Genomic DNA, 19026 nt, shown 5'->3' with positions numbered 1-19026 from the left:
ATTGCGCGGGACACCAGCATCGGGGTGTCAGGACGCTGCGACTTCACGTCCACGGTCCCACCGTTCGTCGGCGCGCCCGAAGACACGCTGCGGCAGACCGCGGCCATCGCCTCCCCACCTCGCGTGTCGTGACGATCGCGCGCAACGCCCCTCTCGTTGAGGCGGGATGACGGTATGTAAACATGAGTTCGGAAAGTTAGCAAGGAGTTTCGGTAATTAAATTATTGCTATTTTGCAAAAGGGTCGCAAGTAGGCGCATCGGTTGCACTTCTCGATAAACTCAAGACCGGCTAGTCTCTATTTGCTTCGAGTCGAGGAGAAATATCGTCCGCGGCATAAAGCCAGTTATCGACCTTGTAATAAGGAAATCAATATCTGGTCGTGGCGGACTTAGCTGTTCTCTGGGAAGGCTGTCTTGGTCTCGCTCTATTGTTAGTCAAGTACCTAATCGAATCGCTCTAGACCGTCGGTTGACTAACTGACTTGTTGCAAGACCTCCATTTAGAAAGCCCTAGCAGGTTCGCAGATCATGATTTTGAGCCCTGGCGGAATGGACATCTTCTATATTGACGAGTCGGAAAGATTGCCTCTGTCGGTTGCTAGTTCGGTTCGCATTCCCTTCCTCAGGCCGACAAAGGAAGGAGCGTGGGAGTTTGTCTTCGATCAGTATAACGGAAGTGCTGAGTCTTGGCGTCGAGCGCTATCGGCTCAGCATTCCATTCGCTTCCGCGAAGAGCTCCATGGATACAAAATTCTCAAGCACCAGGGGCTCTACCATAAGCAGTGGCGCAATCTAAATCCCACTGAAGCTGTCGCACTATACCAGGGAGCACTTGCGACATTAACTTGGTTGCCTCCGGGTTCGATTATGTCAACTTTCTCAACCGACAAGTCTTCTCTGATGGGTCACAAAGGCATCGATGCTTGCCTATTCGGTTTGTTCCAGCGCATAAGAAATGATTGCCATTATAGATCGGTGAATGGCATGATTTTCTTTGATGACGGTCATCCGTCGTACATACGTCTGTATCGTATGGCCCAGAAGTATCTGCCGACAGGATCAATGCTAGGCGGTTGGGGAAGTCAGAAAACTAAGAACTTGCCTCTGAGCATGTTTCCAAAGGATGCAAATCTAAAGATATCGAGCCTTTCTTACTTCATACAGATCGCCGATTTGGTGAGTTATGCTGTTAGATTGAAGTTAGAGGAGGAGCGAAAAGCTCTCGCAGCTAAGCGAGTGGGAAGGGGCCATCATCTAGTCTACGACTCAATTCCACGTACTCAGCTCAATACGGCAGCGACTATGAAACGGCGTGACGCAATCGTTCCGACGTAAAAAAAGCCGCCCCCAGTCTCCCAAGGGCGGCTTCTTTAAAGTCCCACGCACTCCGAGACGCACAGGGCGTTCAAGGCGCTGCGGGCAAACAATATGTAGCAAATCCTTATTAAAAATCAATACCTTACTAAGTTGTTGATTCTAGACTCTATTCTGGCGGCTGACTAAACGGCTGGCTTAGGCCTGCGATTTGCAAGCATCGCGGTCGCTGGTCCCGTCAGTTGGCTCCGATCGCGGCCGACCGGGTAATAGTATAGCTGGCGAACATCCGCCGGGCCGGGCACTCGGGCAGCCATGGGGGAATAAGGAGGTACGGTATACTCGCCGTCCTACCCCATCCCCACCTGCCCAGCCTCCCACCCAATCATCGCCTGCTTGCGCGTCAGCCCCCAATGATAGCCCGTCAGGGCGCCGGTCTTCCCGAGCGCGCGATGGCACGGCACCACGAACGAGATCGGGTTCTTGCCGACGGCCGCGCCGACCGCGCGCGAGGCCTTCGGCGACTCCAGCCTTGTCGCAATGTCCGAGTAGCAGACGGCGCGGCCCATGGGGATCTTGAGCAGGGCTTCCCAGACGCGGACCTCGAAGTCGGTGCCGATCAGGACGACGCGCAGCGGTTGCTCGGGGCGCCACAGGGCCTTGTCGAAGATGCGCTGCGCGAGGCCGGCGGTGCCGGGGACGTCCTCGATATAGTCGGCGCGGGGCCAGCGGCTCTTCATGTCGGCGAGCGCTGACGCCTCCTCGCCGGGGTCAGCGAAGGCGAGGCCGGCGAGGCCGCGCGAGGTGGCCATCACCAGCGCCATGCCGAACGGGCAGGGGTGGAAGCCGTAGCGCAGGGTCGTGCCGGCGCCGCCGGTCTTCCATTCGCCGGGCGACATCGCCTCGTGGGTGACGAACAGGTCGTGCAGGCGGCCGGGGCCTGACAGGCCGGAGTCGAGCGCGGCGTCGAGCACGGAGGCCGAGCCCTTCAGCAGGCCCTTGGCGTGGTCGAGCGTCAGCGCCTGCATGAACGCCTTCGGCGTCAGCCCGGCCCAGCGCCGGAACAGATGGTGCAGCTCGTCCGGCGTCAGGCTGGCGGCGTCGGCCATGTCCTCGATGGTCGGCTGTCGGCGCCAGTGCTCGGAGATGAACGCGATCGCGCGGCGCACCGCGTCGTAGTCACGCAGCGCGGCGGATTGTTGCGGGCCCGGCTTGGCCAGGGCGGAATCGTGAATGGCGAGGGTCATCATGAGTCCGGATGTAGGGCGGCCGGGGAGGGCACTCCACCCGATTTCTGATTGGGGAGCTAGGGGGGATGTGAGTGGCCTGGGCCCGTGTCCTTTCTTGGTTTGCTCCGTCATTCCGGGGCATTCGCGCGCAAGCGCGAATGAGCCCGGAATCCATAACCACAGGATAATGTGTGAGGCGAGATGCCCATGACCGGCGTGCCCCACACCACGTCCTGTGGGTATGGGTTCCGGGCTCGCGCTGCGCGCGCCCCGGAACGACAGCGGAGATGACGGCGGTGCTGCCGCCGGGCGGCGAGGTGAGGGGCTTTCGGCGCGGTCGGTGGTTGTGGCGCCCCTCACCCCGACCCTCTCCCCGTGAAGGACGGGGAGAGGGAGCGCAGCGCCGCCTGAGCGAGCGCTAGGGCCAACATCCTCGTCGTCATTCCGGGGCAATCGGCAATGCGCGACGCGCATTGCCGATTGAACCCGGAATCCCGAGGTTGATGGAAAAGAACGCAAGGCAAGCTCGGGATTCCGGGTTCAAGGCCTGCGGCCTTGCCCCGGAATGACGGTGGGTGTGGCGGTTCGGGCTACAGCGGATTCAGCACCGGGCCGCGCTTCGCGGCCTGCAAGCCGGCCGTCAGCGCCTTCGCAAAGCTCGCCTTTTCCTCCGGCCCCAGGAAGCTCGCGATCGACACGCGCTGGCCGCGGGCGACGATATACAGCCGCTCGATGCCGAACTCCTCGTGGGTTTCCTGGTCGAGGCGGACCCAGAGCGGGTTGAAGCGCCATTCCATGACGTGGCCCTTGTGGCTGACGCGGCGCAGGCGCAGCTCGGTCAGGGTGATGGTCACGTCCTCGTAGGCGTTGGCGCGGCGGAAGTTGACGCGGAAGGCCCAGTAGATCGCCAGCGCGTCGAGGCCGAAGAAGCCGAGCACAGGCCAGGCGCCCATCATCACCGAGGCGATGCCGCCGATGAAGCTGATGGCGCAGACCACGGCCATCAGCACCAGGAAGCCGGTGCGGCCGAGCGAGCGATGCGGCGTCAGCCGGGCCGAGAACAGCTCGGGATCAGCGGCGTCGGTGCCGGTCTCCTGATACGCAAAAGCATTGCCTGGCGTCATGGGGCCTCAGTATACCCGGATCATGGCCAAAATCACCCGCCCCCAACGCGCCAAGCCGGCGCCGGTTCGCACGCCCGCCAAAAAGGCGGCCAAGACGGCCGTGAAACCGGCTGCCAAGAGCCCGAGCAAGTCAGCGAGCACGGGCGCGAAGAAAGCGCCTGCGCGCGCGGTTAAGAAAGCGTTGAAGGCGGCGAAACCCTGGACGCCCGCCGAGATCCGCGAGGCCTTCAGCCGGTTCGCGCAGGCCAATCCGGAGCCGAAGGGCGAGCTCGAGCATCTCAACCCCTACACGCTGCTGGTGGCCGTGGTGCTGTCGGCGCAGGCGACCGACGCCGGCGTCAACAAGGCCACGCGGCCGCTGTTCGCCATTGCCGACACGCCGCAGAAGATGCTCGCGCTCGGCGAGGACACCGTCCGCGACTACATCAAGACCGTTGGCCTGTTCCGCACCAAGGCCAAGAACGTGATCGCGCTGTCGCAGAAGCTGATCGCCGAGTTCGGCGGCGAGGTGCCGCGCACGCGCGCGGAGCTGGAATCGCTGCCGGGGGCGGGACGCAAGACCGCGAATGTCGTGCTCAACATGGCGTTCGGCGAGCACACGATGGCGGTCGACACCCATGTGTTCCGCGTCGGCAACCGCACGGGCCTGGCGCCCGGCAAGACGCCGCTGGAGGTCGAGCTCGGGCTGGAGAAGGTGATCCCGGCTGAGTTCATGCTGCACGCTCACCACTGGCTGATCCTGCACGGCCGCTACACCTGCCTCGCCCGCAAGCCGCGCTGCGAGCTGTGTCTGATCAAGGACCTCTGCCGCTGGCCGGAGAAGACCGCCTGAGGAAGACGAAGGTCTCGCTGCGTCCGCAGCTGTTTTCTCCGGGGTGCGTTCTTGCCGTATCCACAACTGTCATGCCCCGCGAAGGCGGGGCATCCAGTACGCCGCGGCAGTCGTGATTGAACCGAGGGGCCGCGGCGTACTGGATCGTCCGCTTTCGCGGACGATGACAGCGGGGCCTACGTGAATCTCCCTTTCAGGTTGCAGCTCCAAATCGCATTTGACAGTCACTTTAGCGTCACGCGCTGACGCGCTCTCACCATGGCCGGGCCACATCGCCGCCCGCATTGGTCATAAGATGACAGGCGTAATCCGGGCGATGTGAGCGGCGCGTGACAACTTCCGCGTTCTCGGACTTTCTGCGCCGGGACGGGGAAGGATTATTTGCATGGACCACACTGCCGCCCTCGTGTCGCTCGCGACCGCTGTGCCTCCGCATCAGTTCCGTCAGAACGAGGTGATGGAAGCCGCGCGCGTGGTGCTGTCGCCGCGCTTTCCGCAGTTCGACACGATGGCCAGCCTGTTCGCCAACACCGGCATCCGCGCCCGCTACGGCGTCAAGCCGATCGAGTGGTACATGGAGCGGCGCGGCTGGCCGGAGCGCACCGAGGCCTATCTCGACGGCGCCGAGGCGCTGTTTGTCGAGGCCACCAACAAGGCGCTGGCGCAAGCCGATCTCAAAGCTGATGAGATCGACACCATCGTCAGCGTGAGTTCGACCGGCATCGCGACGCCGACCCTGGAAGCGCGCGTCGCCGGCCGCATGGGCTTTCGCTCCGACGTCTCGCGCGTGCCGGTGTTCGGGCTCGGCTGCGCCGGCGGCGTCTCCGGCCTGTCGATCGCCGCGCGGCTGGCGCAGGCGCGGCCCGGCACCAACGTGCTGTTCGTGACGTTCGAGCTGTGCACGCTGGCCGTGCGTCACGACGAGCTGAGCAAGGCCAACATCGTTGCGCTCAGCCTGTTCGGCGATGGCGCCGCGGCCGCGATCCTGCGCGCCGGCGACGGTGGCGCGACGCGTGTCGAGGCGACCGGCGAGAAGCTGTGGCCGGATACGCTGGACATCATGGGCTGGAGCGTCGATCCCGAAGGCTTCGGCGTGATCTTCCAGCGCACCATTCCGGACTTCGTCACCGAGAACATGGGTCCGGCCGTCAACGAGATCCTCGGCAACATGAAGCTGTCCGCCGCCGACGTCGATCGCTTCGTCTGCCATCCCGGCGGCGCCAAGGTGATCACCGCGCTGGAGCGTGCGCTGTCGATCGGGCAGGGCACGCTCGATCATGAGCGCGAGATCATCGCCGACTACGGCAACATGTCAGCACCGACGGTGCTGTTCGTGCTGGAGCGCGCGCGTGCGAAAGGTTTGCCGCCGCGCTCGGTGCTGACGGCACTCGGTCCCGGATTCACCGCAAGCTGCGTTTCACTGAGGCACGCCGCATGACCTTCGCCGCCTTCGTTCTCGCCCTCGTCACCATGCAACGGCTCGGCGAGCTCGTGCTCGCCCGCCACAACACCCGCCGCCTCCGCGCCATGGGCGCGGTCGAGGTCGGTGCGGATCATTATCCGCTGATGATCTCGATGCACGCCGCCTGGCTGGTGTCGCTGTGGCTGCTCGGCGTCGACCAGGAGGTCGATTCCTGGCTGCTTACAGCCTTCGTGCTGCTGCAGGGCCTGCGCTGGTGGGTGCTGGCGACCCTGGGCCCGCGCTGGACCACGCGGATCATCATCCTGCCCGGCGCGCCGCTGGTCAGCGACGGACCGTACCGCTACATCTCGCATCCGAACTACATGGTCGTGACGGCGGAGATCGCGCTGCTGCCGCTGGCGCTGCATCTGCCGCTGATCGCGCTGATCTTCTCCGGCCTCAACGCCGCCGTGCTGTTCATCCGCATCCGCGCCGAATCCGAGGCGCTCTCCGGCGTTTCCGGCGGCGGCATCGGTGGCGGCCAGACCGCATGAGTGCTGCGGCCGCGCCGGAGGAGACGCCGAGCCTCGCCACCTGGCTCGGCTTCGTCCTGATGTGCGTCGGCATGTTCATGGCGATCCTGGACATCCAGGTGGTGGCGACGTCGCTGCCGACCATCCAGGAGGCGCTCGGCATCACGCCGGACGCGATGAGCTGGATCCAGACGGCGTATCTGATCGCCGAGATCATCGCGATTCCGCTGACCGGCCTGCTGACGCGCGTGTTCACCCTGCGCTGGCTGTTCACGGGCGCCGTCAGCGTGTTCACACTGGCGTCGCTCGGCTGCGCGTTCAGCGGCAGCTTTCACATGCTGCTGGCGTTCCGCGTGCTGCAAGGCTTCTTCGGCGGCCTGCTGATCCCCGTGGTGTTCTCCGCGGTGTTCCTGCTGTTTCCGTCGCGGCTGCATGCGGTGGCGACGACGATCGGCGGCGTGGTCGCGGTGCTCGCGCCGACCATCGGCCCGGTGGTCGGCGGCTTCATCACCAACACCTGGTCGTGGCCCTGGCTGTTCCTGATCAACATCGTGCCCGGCATCATCGCCGCGCTGATGACGCCGAGCCTGCTGCCGAAGCAGCGGATGGATCTGGGCGAGCTGGAGAAGCTCGATCTGTTCGCGCTGATGCTGCTCGCGGTCTCCCTGGGGAGTCTCGAGCTCGGGCTGAAGGAGGCGCCGAAGGGCGGCTGGCTGTCGTCGAACTGCATTGCGCTGCTGGTGCTCAGCGCGTCCTGTCTCACCTTGCTGATCCAGCGCCTGCTGGCGTCAGGCGATCCGATCCTGCGCATCGGCAGCTTCCAGCGCCGCTCGTTCACGCTCGGCTGCCTGTCGAGCTTCTGCCTCGGCATCGGCCTGTTCGGCTCGGTGTATCTGATGCCGGTGTTCCTCGCCTTCACGCGCGGCCATGACGCGTTCGAGATCGGCAAGATCATGCTGGTGACCGGTGTCGCGCAACTGGTCGCGGCCCCGCTGGTGACGGCGCTCGACGGCAAGGTCGACGCGCGGGTCCTGACCGCGTTCGGCTTCGCACTGTTCAGCATCGGTCTCGCCGCCAGCGCCTTCCAGCCGCCGACCGCCGACTATCAAGAGATGTTCTGGCCGCAGGTGGTGCGCGGTGTCGGCATCATGTTCTGCCTGCTGCCGCCGACGCGGATCGCGCTCGGCGATCTGCCGCCGGCCGAGGTCGCCGATGCCAGCGGCCTGTTCAACCTGATGCGCAATCTCGGCGGCGCGATCGGCATTGCGCTGATCGACACCGTCATCTATGGCCGCGTCACCCAGCATGCGCAGGCGTTCCGTGATCGCCTGATGGCCGGCGACACCGCGACCGCCAAGGCGATCGGGCTCGCGCCGGAGCTTTTGCGCAACCGGCCGCGTGGCGTCACGGAGGAGCAGGCGATCGCCTATGTGCGGCCGCTGGTGGAGAAGGCCTCGCTGGCGCTCTGCGTCAACGAGGCCTGGGCGATGCTCGCCGGCGTGGCGCTGCTCGGCTTCGTTCTCATTCCCTTCGCCCGCAACAAGCCCGCCAGCCTGTCGCCGCGGATGATGGCGCTAGAGGCTGCGCAGCCGGCGCTCCGGCGACGGCTCGATCAGCTCGGGCCGCGGCCCCGATAGCCGCTTGTGCAGATGGACCATGAAGGCCATGCCGAACAGCGGCGTCGCCAGGTTCACGATCGGAATGGTGACGAACGCGGCGATGACCAGTCCGGCCGTGAACACGGTCACCGCATTGTCGCGCCGCATGGCCTTGGCTTCCGCCGGCGGCCGGAATCGCATCGCGGCCAGTTCGAAATATTCCCGGCCGAGCAGCCAGGCGGTGGCGACGAAGAAGATCACGAAGCCGGCGCCGGCCAGGAACACGAAGGGCAGGGCGACCAGATAGATCAGGATGGTGAGGCCGGCGGCCTTCAGGCCTTCCATCATGGCGATGCCGAACGGCAGCGCGACGCCGGGCCGCTCGGCCGGGTAGTGCTCGCGCTCGACCAGGTCGGCGACGTCATCGACGAACAGGCTCGCGATCACCGAGGTGATCGCCGGCATCAGCATGATGCCGCCGAACACGACGCCGAAGCCGGCCGCGATCGAGATGATCCAGGTCAGCACCTCCAGCGTGCCGTGCGAATTCGGCCCGAGCATCGTCTCGGCCCAGCCCTCGCCAGCGGTGGCGAGCCAGGTCAGCAGCCGCTGCAGGCCGATGGCCAGCACCGTGACCAGCACCAATGCCAGCCCGATCGAGCGCCACAGGATCGAGCGCATCGGCGGCGACAGAATCTGCGAAAGCGCCTTGATGGCGGCATCGATCATGGTCGTGGACCCTCTCTGCGAACCCCGCGTCAGGAGGTAGACATGGCCGAGGGCTTCGGCAAGTCCATCCTCCCCACCGCAAGACGATGCGCCCAGACTGCTTCGTCCGTCATTGCGAGCGCAGCGAAGCAATCCAGGGTGGTGGGCGGGACTCTGGATTGCTTCGTCGCGGAGCCTGTCATCGGGCCGCGCTTCGCGCGGACCCGTTGGCTCCTCGCAATGACGAAGGATAGGCTGTACGCCTCCTCACAGCCGCGTCGCTCGCAGCCGCAGCGCGTTGCCGACGACGCTCACCGACGACAGCGACATCGCGGCGGCCGCGATGATCGGCGACAGCAGGATGCCGAACACGGGATAGAGGATGCCCGCCGCGATCGGGATGCCGGCGGCGTTGTAGATGAACGCGAAGAACAGGTTCTGGCGGATGTTGCTCATGACAGCCGCCGACAGCTTGCGCGCCCGCGCGATGCCGCCGAGATCGCCCTGCAGCAAGGTGACGCCGGCGCTCTCCATCGCGACGTCGGTGCCGGTGCCCATGGCGATGCCCACATCGGCCGCCGCCAGCGCCGGCGCGTCGTTGACGCCGTCGCCGGCCATCGCCACCACCTTGCCGCTGGCGCGGAGACGCGCGACCACTGCGCTCTTCTGCTCCGGCAGCACCTCGGCCTCGACCTCGGTGATCCCGATTCTTCGCGCGACCGCGGTCGCCGTGGTGCGGTTGTCGCCGGTCAGCATGATCACCTTGATGCCGTCGGCCGCCAGCGCCTTCAGCGCCTCGGGCGTCGACGCCTTGACCGGATCGGCGATCGCGAACAGTGCCGCCGGCTTGCCGTCGACGGCCATCGTGATCACGGTGGCGCCGTCCTCGCGCAGACGCTTGCTCTCGACGCCGAGCGCATCGGTCATGATGCCGAGCGAGGCGAGATAGGTCGGGTTGCCGAGCACCACCGCCTTGCCATCGACCTCGCCACGCGCGCCCTTGCCGGTCGGGGCGTCGAAGTTCTTGACCTCGGCCAGCTTGAGCTTGCGCTCGCTGGCGTGACGGACGATCGCCTCGGCGAGCGGATGCTCGCTCGCGCGCTCGACGCTGGCGGCGAGCCGCAGCGCGTCGGCCTCGTCGATGCCATCAGCGGTGACGATCGCGGTGACTTTCGGCTTGCCTTCGGTGAGCGTGCCGGTCTTGTCGACGACCAGCGTGTCGACCTTCTCCAGCCGCTCCAGCGCCTCGGCGCTCTTGATCAGCACGCCCGCCTGCGCGCCGCGGCCGACGCCGACCATGATCGACATCGGTGTGGCCAAGCCGAGCGCGCAGGGGCAGGCGATGATCAGCACGCTGACGGCCGCGACCAGCCCGAAGGCGAAGCGCGGCTCGGGGCCGAATGCGTACCACGCGACGAAGGCGGTGATGGCCGCGGCAATCACCGTCGGCACGAACCAGCCCGCGACCTGATCGGCGAGCCGCTGGATCGGCGCGCGCGAGCGCTGCGCGTCGGCGACCATCTGCACGATCTGCGACAGCAGGGTTTCGCGGCCGACCTTGTCGGCGCGCATCACGAAGCTGCCGGTCTGGTTCAGGGTGCCGGCGATGACGCGCTCGCCTTCATCCTTGGTCACCGGCATCGACTCGCCCGTCACCAGCGACTCGTCGAGCGAGGAACGGCCTTCGAGAATGACGCCGTCGACTGGCACCTTCTCGCCGGGCCGCACACGCAGGCGATCGCCGACCGCGAGCTCGGCGATCTCGACCTCGTGGTCGTTGCCGTCGGCGTCGAGCCGCCGCGCCGTCTTCGGCGCGAGCTGCAGTAGCGCCTTGATCGCGCCAGAGGTCGCCTCGCGCGCGCGCAGCTCCAGCACCTGGCCGAGCAGCACCAGGATGGTGATGACGGAAGCCGCCTCGAAATACACCGCGACAGTGCCGCCATGGCCGCGGAATGCCGGTGGAAACGCCTGCGGCATCAAGGTCGCGATCACGCTGTAGACATAGGCCACCCCTGTGCCCATCGCGATCAACGTGAACATGTTGAGATTGCGGGTCTGGACCGATTGCCAGCCGCGCACGAAGAACGGCCATCCGGCCCACAGCACCACCGGCGTCGCCAGCGCGAACTGGATCCAGTTCGACAACATGGGATCGATCAGGCCATGACCGCCCACGAGGTGCCCGCCCATCTCCAGCACGACCACAGGTGCTGCCAGCACCGCGCCGATCCAGAACCGTCGGGTCATGTCGGCGAGCTCGGGATTGGGCGCGTCGTCCAGGCTGATCACATCCGGCTCCAGCGCCATGCCGCAGATCGGGCAGGTGCCCGGGCCTTCCTGCCGGATCTCCGGATGCATCGGGCAGGTGTAGATGGTCCCCGCCGGCATCTCCGGCGGTGGCTCGCGCTCGCCGAGATATTTTGCAGGCTCGGCGGCGAACTTGGTGCGGCAGCCCGCAGAGCAGAAATGGAAGGTGTGGCCGTCGTGGTCGAAGCGATGCTTCGACGTGGCGGGATCGACGCTCATGCCGCAGACGGGGTCGATGACCTTCGTGTCATCTTGCGGATGCGCATGGTGATCGTGGCTGCCACAGCAGGACGCTGGAGCCGCAGCGGGCGCGAGATACTTTGCGGGGTCGGCGGCGAACTTGGTGCGGCAGCCCGCAGAGCAGAAATGGAACGTTTGCCCAGCGTGCTCGAAGCGGTGCTTGGACGTCAGCGGGTCGACGGACATGCCGCAGACCGGGTCTTTGGCCTTCACCGGAGCAGGCGGCGCATCGTCGTGTCCGCCACAGCAACCACCGGCGTCCGTCGAGGCGGGTTCGGCACGATCACTGCAACACGCCTCTGCAGCCGTCGGGCGTTGTCTGGTTTCAGCCGTGTCTGTCCCGGATCCACAGCCGCATTCGCCGGATTGCTTCGATGCGACACCATGCCCGCGTTCGGTTTCCGACATTGCCAGCCTCGCCTCTTGAAACCTATACCCTGTAGGGGTATATAGAGCCCATGCGCGACGACATCAAGACTTCCTGTCAGAAACGTTTGAGCCGGATCGAAGGGCAGGTCAGGGGCCTCTCCAAGATGGTCGAGGACAACCGCTACTGCATCGACATCGTGACACAGATCTCGGCAGTGCGCGCCGCCCTGCGTCGTGTCGAGGAGGAGATCCTGCGCGACCATGTCGGGCATTGCGTCGAGCACGCGATCGCCTCCGGTGACAAGGCCGACCAGCGCCAGAAGATCGCGGAACTGATGGATGTGATCAGCCGGTCGGACCGGTAAGGTCCGTCGTTCGGAAGCGGGCTGTTAGCCGCGATCGCGATGCAATCCTCTCCCCCTGGAGAACGGGGAGACGCAACGCGCTACGCTCGATGTGAGACCCTTGTGTCAGTCCTCGGACTGTACTCGCGCCGCGGTGCAACTCGGCGCGGCGCGACCTTCCGCACGGGCTCGGCGACGAGGAAATGCTCGCTGACAACCAGCCGCTCGCTCACCTTCTCGATCATCACTTCCTCAACCTCAACCGGCTGCGCCGCTTCTTCGTCAGCCGCTTCAGGAACGAGCGGCGGCGATGTGACGGCCCCTGGAAACACGGCGAACTCGCCCGCTACCTCCGCGAGCGGCTTCTGCTTGTCGGCCCAGTGGAGCGTGGTGTAGTCGAAGCCGTTGACGATGGTCGGTTTGACGATCTCGAAATACGGCGAGATGTCGAAGTCGCGCGGCATGTATAGCGATGAATCGCGGATGTGCAGGATCTCGCGCTTGGCCCGCCGCGACGGCGCGCGCGTAATCTTCGGCAGGATCGGATAGCGGACGGCGTCGAATGCCTGCGCGATCAGGGCCGAGCAGATCATCTTGGTCGGATCGCCCGAGCCCAGCGCAATCATGCGCCGACGCCAGCGTTGCGGGATCGGCATGGGAATCAGATAGCGCATCAGGTCGACGATGTTCTTGGTGTCGTAGCCGAAGCCGATGCGGTTGATGGCGTAGCGGCAGACCGTGTGGCGATCCTCGTAGGTGAGGCCGACGGGCCGGCAGACGCGTGTATGATAGGCGAAGTATTTAGACAACGGCGCCGAGATCACGCCGTCGCCGACATAGGCCTCGACCAGCACATGTGGCTCGCCGTCAGGCTCGACAGCGCCGTCGATCGGGCCGACATAGAGCGCGGCATGCGACCAGGTCGACTGTGTCAGGTATTTGATGATGCCGGAAATGCGGCTGTTGCCTTCGACCAGCAGCACGTCGCCGGGCTGAACGTCCTTGCGCAGATAGTCGGGATCGCTGGGCGTGAACGGCTCATAGCCCGGGATCTCCTTCTGGAGATAGGCGGCAATCAGCCTGCCGATCTGATCGAGCACGATACCCATAACGCTCCCCGGGCGGTCCTTGCCGGCCGCCTGCTTTTCCCTTCTTCCATGATGGTCGATTGCGGTTGCAATTTGGTTCATAGTCGAAGCGTCGCAGACGGTATCACGTTTACCATCCCGGTTGCCGCAGCGCGATAGATGCGGCAAATTCGACGAATTCGTTGCCTTCAAAAGCTTTCGGAAACCATGACATGAACTTCACGCGCCGCGGCTTTCTCTCTGCGTCCGCGGGGCTCGCCGCCATGCCCGTCCTCCGCAGCGCGCAGGCGGCCGTTCCACGCGAAGCTGACATCGTCGTGATCGGGGCGGGAGCTGCGGGCATCGCTGCGGCCCGCCGTGTTGTCGCCGCCAACCGCAAGGTGATCCTGATCGAAGCATCGCCGCAGATCGGCGGCCGCTGCAGCACGGATGTCGCGACGTTCGGCCTGCCGTTCGATCGCGGTGCACGCTGGCTGTTCAATGCCGACAGCAATCCGATCGGCAAGCTCGCCCGCGGTGTTGGCGTCGACGTGGTGGCAGCGCCCATCGGCCAGAAGATCCGCGTCGGCCGCCGCAACGCGCGGCCCGGAGAGACCGAGCAGTTCCTCGCCGGCCTGGTGCGCGCCAACCGCGCCATCGACGAGGCCGCGCGCGGCAAGCTCGATACGTCCTGCGCGGCGGCGCTGCCCAAGGACCTCGGCGACTGGGGGAACACCACAGCCTTCGTGCTCGGCGCCGGCGCGACCGGCAAGGATCTCGCTGATCTTTCGGCCATGGACAAGGCGCGTGCCCAGGACCGCAGCGCCCCGCTCGCCTGCCGCCAGGGTTTGGGCACGCTGGTCGGCAAGCTCGGCGAGTCGTTGCCGGTCTCGCTGTCGACGCCGGCAACGCGCATCGTGTGGAGCAACCGCGAGGTCGCCGTGGAGACGCCAGCGGGACGGATCGCAGCGCGCGCCGTCATTCTCACGGTATCGACGAACGTGCTGGCGTCGGGCGCGATCAAGTTCACGCCGGAGTTGCCGAAGCGTCAGCTCGAGGCCGCGGCGAAGCTCAGCCTGGGCAGCTATGATCACATCGCATTGATGCTGTCGGGCAATCCGCTCGGCCTGTCGCGCGACGAGGTGATCGTCGAGCAGAGCAACTCGAACCGGACGGGCTTGTTGCTCGCCAATATCGGCGGCTCGTCGCTGTGCACCGTCGATGTCGCCGGTTCGTTCGGTCGCGACCTCTCGGCCCAGGGCGAGGCGGCCATGACCGCTTTCGCCAAAGAGTGGATCGGCAAGCTGTTCGGCAGTGAAGCTGCCGCTGCCGTGAAGTCCTCCGCGGCAACGCGTTGGAGCCAGGTGCCGGGCGTGCTCGGTGCGATGTCGGCGGCGGCGCCCGGCAGTCAGGGCGCCCGCAAGATCCTCAGCGAGCCCCTGGGGCCACTGTTTCTCGCCGGCGAAGCCACGCATGAAACATTGTGGGGCACCGTCGACGGCGCCTGGGATTCCGGCGAGCGCGCCGCCGAAGCTGCGCTGCGCCGGATCGGAGCGTTGAAGGATCCCGAGGCGGAACAGAACGAGCGGCCGCGCAACCGCCGCCGCAAGGGGCGGGCGGCTTCCCCGGAGGATTGAGCCGCACGATTTTATCTTGACGACTGTAGGATGGGCAAAGGCGCAGCCGTGCTGTGTCCGCGTTCGAGATCGTTGTGGCGCCGGGCCCACCATCCTGCTGATGAGTTTGCGGTTCGACGGTGGGCACGCTGCCGCCTGACGGCAGCTGCTTTGCCTACCCTACACCGGCAGCTTCAGCTCCATCAGGTCCTTCGCTACGATGATGCGGCCTGCGTAGTTCTTCTTGACGTCGCGCGTCCAATCCTCGTCGGTCACCTCGGGATCGTCACCCGGAACGAAGTGGCTCATCACCAGCACCTTCACACCGGCCGCCGCAGCGATGCGGCCGACATCCTCGGTGGTGGTGTGGCTTTCGAGCAGATGCTTCTTCAGCGTCGATCCGTTCTTCGTCTTCAGCACCAGCCGGTCGACGGCCGGCACGTACAGGCATTCGTGCACGAGCACGTCGGCGCCCTTTGCGAAGTCTGCGAGCTTCGGATTGTAGGCGGTGTCGCTCGAGAACACGATCGTGCCGTCTGCCGTCTCGAATTTGTAGGCGAAATTGTCGGTGATCGGCGGATGCGGCGTGCGGAACGCGGTCACCGTGACGTCCGCCGTTTTCAGGACGACGCCATCGTCATCGATGTCCTTCGCAATCAGCAGCGGTCGCGGATCGGGGCGGCCCTCGTCCTCGATGCGGGTATCGACATCGAACTTGTTGGTTGTCCAAAAACTCCTGGTCATTGCTTCCAGCCCCTTCGGCCCGAACGACTGGATGGGTGTCGACAATCCCGCGGCCCAGGCATTGTAGACCAGGTTGCCGTATTCGAGATTGTGATCCGAATGATGGTGACTGATCAGAATGTATTTCACCGACGGGATCGGCACGCCGGCTCTGACGAGCTGGCGGCTGACGCCCATGCCGCAATCGATCACGAAGGGCGTGCCGTTGACGACGACCAGGCTGGCCGGATTGGATGCGCCCTCACCGACCCGAGGTCCGCCTTTGGTGCCGAGGAATACGATGCGTGTGCCGGTCTTCGTGCCTTGCGCAAACACGGATCGTGCTGCCACGGCTCCGGCCGTGCCCAACGCAAGCGAGAGCATTGTGCGGCGATCGATCATGGCGTCCTCCCGGTCGGTCTCGTTGTGGGGGAAGCTAGCCCCGACCGAGCACGCCGTCGAGAGCGGGCAGGCCCGCGATCACGGCAATCGCAATCAGCGCATAGCAGATGGCGCGGAACACGTGCTCGCTGGCGCGACCGAACAGCGAGGCGCCGAACGCGACGCCGAGCGCATAGACCGGGCCGATCAGGAGCGAGAGCTTGAGCGAGTCCCAGGTGATCAGGCCGCTGCTCGCATAGCTGATCATGGCGAAGAGATCCGAGGCGCCGAAGAACAGGACGATGTTCGCCCGCGCGATCTTGGAGGGGACCGGCCGTCCCAGCCAATAGCCGACGATCGGCGGGCCGCCGGTCTGCGCCACGCCGCTGCAGAAGCCGGAGACGGCGCCCACGGCGACCGACAGCGCCGTGTACTCCTTGCCGCGATAGCGCCAGCCGGAGAGCAGCAGCGCGAGAAGCGCGATCACGAAGCCCGTGATGATCCAGCGCACCGTCACCGGATCGAGCCGGGTGAGGAACCAGGTGCCGAGTGGCACGCCGACCAGGGCGCCGGCGACGATCACGGCGGTCGCCTTGCGATCGGCCTCGCGCCATGCGGCCGGCACGGTCGGTGCCATCGAGACGAAGTCGATCACCAGCAGCAACGGCGCGACGAGCCGGGGCGCAGCAAAGCTGCTCGCGAGCGGCATGAAGATCAGCGCCGAGCCGAATCCGGAGAAGCCGCGCGCGGTCGCTGCGATCAAGGCCGTGATCGCCAATGCGACCGTCGCAAACGGGCTGAGGTCGGACGGAATGAGCCCGGACAGGCTCATCCGCGCAACGTGCCGCCGGTCTTCTTGGCCACGTCGGCGGTGATCTTCGCCGCGACGGCGTCGATCTCCTCGTCCGTCATCGTCTTGTCGCGCGGCTGCAAGGTCACGGCGATCGCGACGGACTTCTTGCCGTCGTCGATGCCCTTGCCCTCGTAGACGTCGAACACGGTGACGTCCGTGATCAGCTTCTTGTCGACGCCCTGCGCCGCACGCACGATGTCGCCGGCCTTGACCTTGCGATCGACGATGAAGGCGAAGTCGCGCGACACCGGCTGGAACGCCGAGAGCTCCAGCACCGGCTTTGCGCGCGTCGGCTTCGCCTTGGCCGCGGGGATGCGATCCAGGATGACCTCGAAGGCGACCAGCGGACCGTCGGCCTTCAGCGCTTCCAGCGTGCGCGGATGCAGCTCGCCGAAATGCCCGAGCACGTTTTGCGGTCCCATCTGGATGGTGCCGGACCGTCCCGGATGCATCCAGGCCGGGCCGCCGGCAACGATCTGGAGCGAGGCCATCGGTGCGCCGGCCGCGGCGAGGACCGCGAGCGCATCGGCCTTGGCGTCATAGGCATTCGCCGCCTGGGAGCCGCTCCAGTGGCGGCCGAGTCCCTTGGACGATGCGATGCCGCGGCGAATGCCGCTGGCGGCCACGAACTGATCCTCCGGGCGATCGCCCTTGAAGATCTGCCCGACCTCGAAGATCGCGACGTCACCGAAGCCGCGGTCGGCATTGGCCTGCACGGTGGCGATCAGGCCCGGCAGCAGGCTCGGGCGCATGTCGGAAAGATCGGACGCGATCGGATTGGCGAGCGCGAGCTCGGCCTTCCCTCCGCCGAACAGTTCGGCCGCAGGCTTGGAGATGAACGACCACGTCACCGCCTCGACCATGCCGCGCGCGGCGAGCGCGCGCTTGGCGCGGCGGGTGCGCAGCTGCAGCGGCGTCAGCACCGGCTTGCGTGGCGCGTCGCCGCGCTCGAACGGCGTCATCGGCACCTTGTCGACGCCGACGATGCGGACGATTTCCTCGACGATATCGGCCTTGCCGTGCACATCGCTGCGCCACGAGGGCACCGCGACCTTCACGACCGGGCCGGTGCCGGCCAGCGTGAAGCCGAGATGGGTCAGGATCCGCCGCATCTCCGGGAAGGGCACCTCGATGCCGGCGAGACGCTTCACTTCGGTGACGGGGAAGTCGATGATGCGGTCATCGCCATAGGCGTTGCCGACGACGACGGTCTCGGACGGCGTGCCGCCGCACAGATCGAGCACGAGCTTGGTCGCCATCTCCAGGCCCGGCACCATGAAGGCCGGGTCGACGCCGCGCTCGAAGCGATAGCGCGCGTCCGAATTGATGCCGAGCTTGCGGCCGGTCTGGGCGATGCTGATCTCGTTCCACAGCGCCGATTCGATCAGCACGTCGGTGGTATCAGCGTCGCAGCCCGAGGCCTCGCCGCCCATGATACCGGCCAGCGATTCGACGCCGGCATCGTCGGCGATCACGCACATCGACTTGTCGAGCGTGTAGGTGCGGCCGTCGAGCGCGAGCAGGGTCTCGCCGTCGCGGGCGCGGCGGACGACCAGATTGCCCTTGACCTTCTTGGCGTCGAACACGTGCAGCGGACGCGCGCGGTCGAAGGTCATGTAGTTGGTGATGTCGACCAGCGCGTTGATCGGGCGCAGGCCGATCGAGGTCAGGCGCTGCTGCAGCCATGTCGGAGACGGGCCGTTCTTGACGCCGCGCACCAGCCGCAGCGCGAAGCCCGGACACAGCTTCTCGTCCTCGACCGCGACGGTCACGGGGCAGGGGAATTCGCCCTTGATCGGCTTGATGCCGGGGTCCTTGAGCTTGCCCATGTCGGCCGCGGCGAGATCACGCGCGATGCCGTGCACGCCGGTGCAGTCCTGGCGGTTGGGCGTCAAATTGATCTCGATTTGCGGATCGCCGAGGCCAGCCCACTCCGCATAAGGTTTGCCGATCGGTGCATCCGCCGGCAGCTCCATGATCCCGTCGTGATCGTCCGAGATCTGCAGCTCGGCCGCCGAGCACAGCATGCCGCGGCTCTCGACGCCGCGGATGGTGCCGACCGACAGCGTGATGTTTTTGCCCGGAATGTAGGTGCCCGGCGGCGAGAACACCGACACCAGCCCCGCGCGCGCATTCGGCGCGCCGCAGACGACTTGCACCGGCGCGCCGCCATCACCGGTGTCGACCATGCAGACGCGCAGGCGATCGGCGTTCGGGTGCTGCTCGGCGGAGACGACACGCGCAATCCTATATGGCGCGAGCAGCTTCGCCTTATCCTCGAGATGCTCGACCTCGAGGCCGATCATCGTGAGCTTGTCGGCGAGCTTCTCCACCGTCTCATCGGTGTCGAGATGGTCCTTCAGCCAGGACAGCGTGAATTTCATG

At 65.8% G+C, this 19026-nt stretch carries 15 protein-coding genes; 7 read left to right on the top strand and 8 right to left on the bottom strand.

What is annotated here, in order from left to right:
- Positions 1-550 precede the first annotated feature (550 nt).
- Positions 551-1336, top strand: coding sequence for a DUF3800 domain-containing protein (locus QXZ94_RS26000; protein WP_315723195.1), 786 nt, complete (start codon positions 551-553; stop codon positions 1334-1336).
- Positions 1337-1665: 329 nt separating this feature from the next.
- On the opposite strand, the gene QXZ94_RS25995 is transcribed toward QXZ94_RS26000, so the two are convergent.
- The gene (locus QXZ94_RS25995; protein WP_315723193.1) at positions 1666-2565 is read right to left on the bottom strand and encodes a bifunctional helix-turn-helix domain-containing protein/methylated-DNA--[protein]-cysteine S-methyltransferase; all 900 of its coding nucleotides are present in this window, start codon (positions 2563-2565) and stop codon (positions 1666-1668) included.
- Between the two features lie 569 nt (positions 2566-3134).
- Positions 3135-3668 carry a DUF2244 domain-containing protein gene (locus tag QXZ94_RS25990; protein ID WP_315723191.1) on the bottom strand — a complete coding sequence of 178 codons (534 nt, stop codon included), beginning with the start codon at positions 3666-3668 and terminating at the stop codon, positions 3135-3137.
- A gap of 22 nt (positions 3669-3690) precedes the next feature.
- Here QXZ94_RS25990 and nth point away from each other — a divergent pair, with 22 nt between their 5' ends.
- The 4 genes from nth to QXZ94_RS25970 all read left to right on the top strand — a co-directional run bounded on the left by nth (position 3691) and on the right by QXZ94_RS25970 (position 8072).
- Positions 3691-4500 carry an endonuclease III gene (gene nth / locus QXZ94_RS25985; protein ID WP_315723189.1) on the top strand — a complete coding sequence of 270 codons (810 nt, stop codon included), beginning with the start codon at positions 3691-3693 and terminating at the stop codon, positions 4498-4500.
- A gap of 385 nt (positions 4501-4885) precedes the next feature.
- Complete coding sequence (locus tag QXZ94_RS25980) at positions 4886-5938, top strand: type III polyketide synthase (RefSeq protein ID WP_315723187.1); 1053 nt, start codon at positions 4886-4888, stop codon at positions 5936-5938.
- A complete protein-coding gene (locus tag QXZ94_RS25975) occupies positions 5935-6456 on the top strand; it encodes an isoprenylcysteine carboxyl methyltransferase family protein (RefSeq protein ID WP_315723185.1) in 522 nt (173 codons plus the stop codon). The genes QXZ94_RS25980 and QXZ94_RS25975 overlap by 4 nt, the downstream gene beginning before the upstream one ends.
- On the top strand, positions 6453-8072 hold the full coding sequence (locus QXZ94_RS25970; RefSeq protein WP_315723183.1) for a DHA2 family efflux MFS transporter permease subunit: 1620 nt from the start codon (positions 6453-6455) through the stop codon (positions 8070-8072). Before QXZ94_RS25975 ends, QXZ94_RS25970 begins: the two co-directional genes overlap by 4 nt.
- Here the strand turns inward: QXZ94_RS25970 and QXZ94_RS25965 are convergent.
- Together QXZ94_RS25965 and QXZ94_RS25960 are read right to left on the bottom strand one after the other, a co-directional pair.
- Complete coding sequence (locus QXZ94_RS25965; protein WP_172132571.1) at positions 8010-8762, bottom strand: sulfate transporter family protein; 753 nt, start codon at positions 8760-8762, stop codon at positions 8010-8012. The genes QXZ94_RS25970 and QXZ94_RS25965 overlap by 63 nt on opposite strands.
- A 246-nt stretch (positions 8763-9008) precedes the next feature.
- The gene (locus tag QXZ94_RS25960; protein WP_409998768.1) at positions 9009-11474 is read right to left on the bottom strand and encodes a heavy metal translocating P-type ATPase; all 2466 of its coding nucleotides are present in this window, start codon (positions 11472-11474) and stop codon (positions 9009-9011) included.
- A gap of 272 nt (positions 11475-11746) precedes the next feature.
- Here QXZ94_RS25960 and QXZ94_RS25955 point away from each other — a divergent pair, with 272 nt between their 5' ends.
- Positions 11747-12022 carry a metal-sensitive transcriptional regulator gene (locus QXZ94_RS25955; protein WP_315723178.1) on the top strand — a complete coding sequence of 92 codons (276 nt, stop codon included), beginning with the start codon at positions 11747-11749 and terminating at the stop codon, positions 12020-12022.
- Positions 12023-12102: 80 nt separating this feature from the next.
- Here QXZ94_RS25955 and QXZ94_RS25950 read toward each other — a convergent pair whose 3' ends face one another.
- Positions 12103-13110, bottom strand: a complete 1008-nt coding sequence (locus tag QXZ94_RS25950) for a YiiX/YebB-like N1pC/P60 family cysteine hydrolase (protein WP_315723176.1) — start codon at positions 13108-13110, stop codon at positions 12103-12105.
- A 191-nt stretch (positions 13111-13301) separates the two neighbouring features.
- Between QXZ94_RS25950 and QXZ94_RS25945 the strand changes: the two genes are divergently transcribed.
- A complete protein-coding gene (locus QXZ94_RS25945) occupies positions 13302-14705 on the top strand; it encodes a flavin monoamine oxidase family protein (RefSeq protein WP_315723174.1) in 1404 nt (467 codons plus the stop codon).
- Positions 14706-14864: 159 nt separating this feature from the next.
- On the opposite strand, the gene QXZ94_RS25940 is transcribed toward QXZ94_RS25945, so the two are convergent.
- Genes QXZ94_RS25940 through pheT form a run of 3 tightly spaced genes read right to left on the bottom strand, consistent with a single transcriptional unit; the run spans position 14865 to position 19025 of the window.
- Positions 14865-15809, bottom strand: coding sequence for an MBL fold metallo-hydrolase (locus QXZ94_RS25940; RefSeq protein ID WP_315723172.1), 945 nt, complete (start codon positions 15807-15809; stop codon positions 14865-14867).
- A gap of 34 nt (positions 15810-15843) precedes the next feature.
- Positions 15844-16620, bottom strand: coding sequence for a sulfite exporter TauE/SafE family protein (locus QXZ94_RS25935; RefSeq protein ID WP_315723170.1), 777 nt, complete (start codon positions 16618-16620; stop codon positions 15844-15846).
- Positions 16617-19025, bottom strand: coding sequence for a phenylalanine--tRNA ligase subunit beta (gene pheT, locus QXZ94_RS25930; RefSeq protein ID WP_315723168.1), 2409 nt, complete (start codon positions 19023-19025; stop codon positions 16617-16619). The genes QXZ94_RS25935 and pheT overlap by 4 nt, the downstream gene beginning before the upstream one ends.
- Position 19026 lies beyond the last annotated feature (1 nt).

Origin of the sequence: Bradyrhizobium sp. SZCCHNS2022 (assembly GCF_032377575.1) — a bacterium.
GTDB classification, from domain to species: domain Bacteria; phylum Pseudomonadota; class Alphaproteobacteria; order Rhizobiales; family Xanthobacteraceae; genus Bradyrhizobium; species Bradyrhizobium aeschynomenes.
The sequence above is the reverse complement of the archived record's forward strand: the minus strand, read 5'-3'. Positions and strand labels throughout refer to the sequence as shown.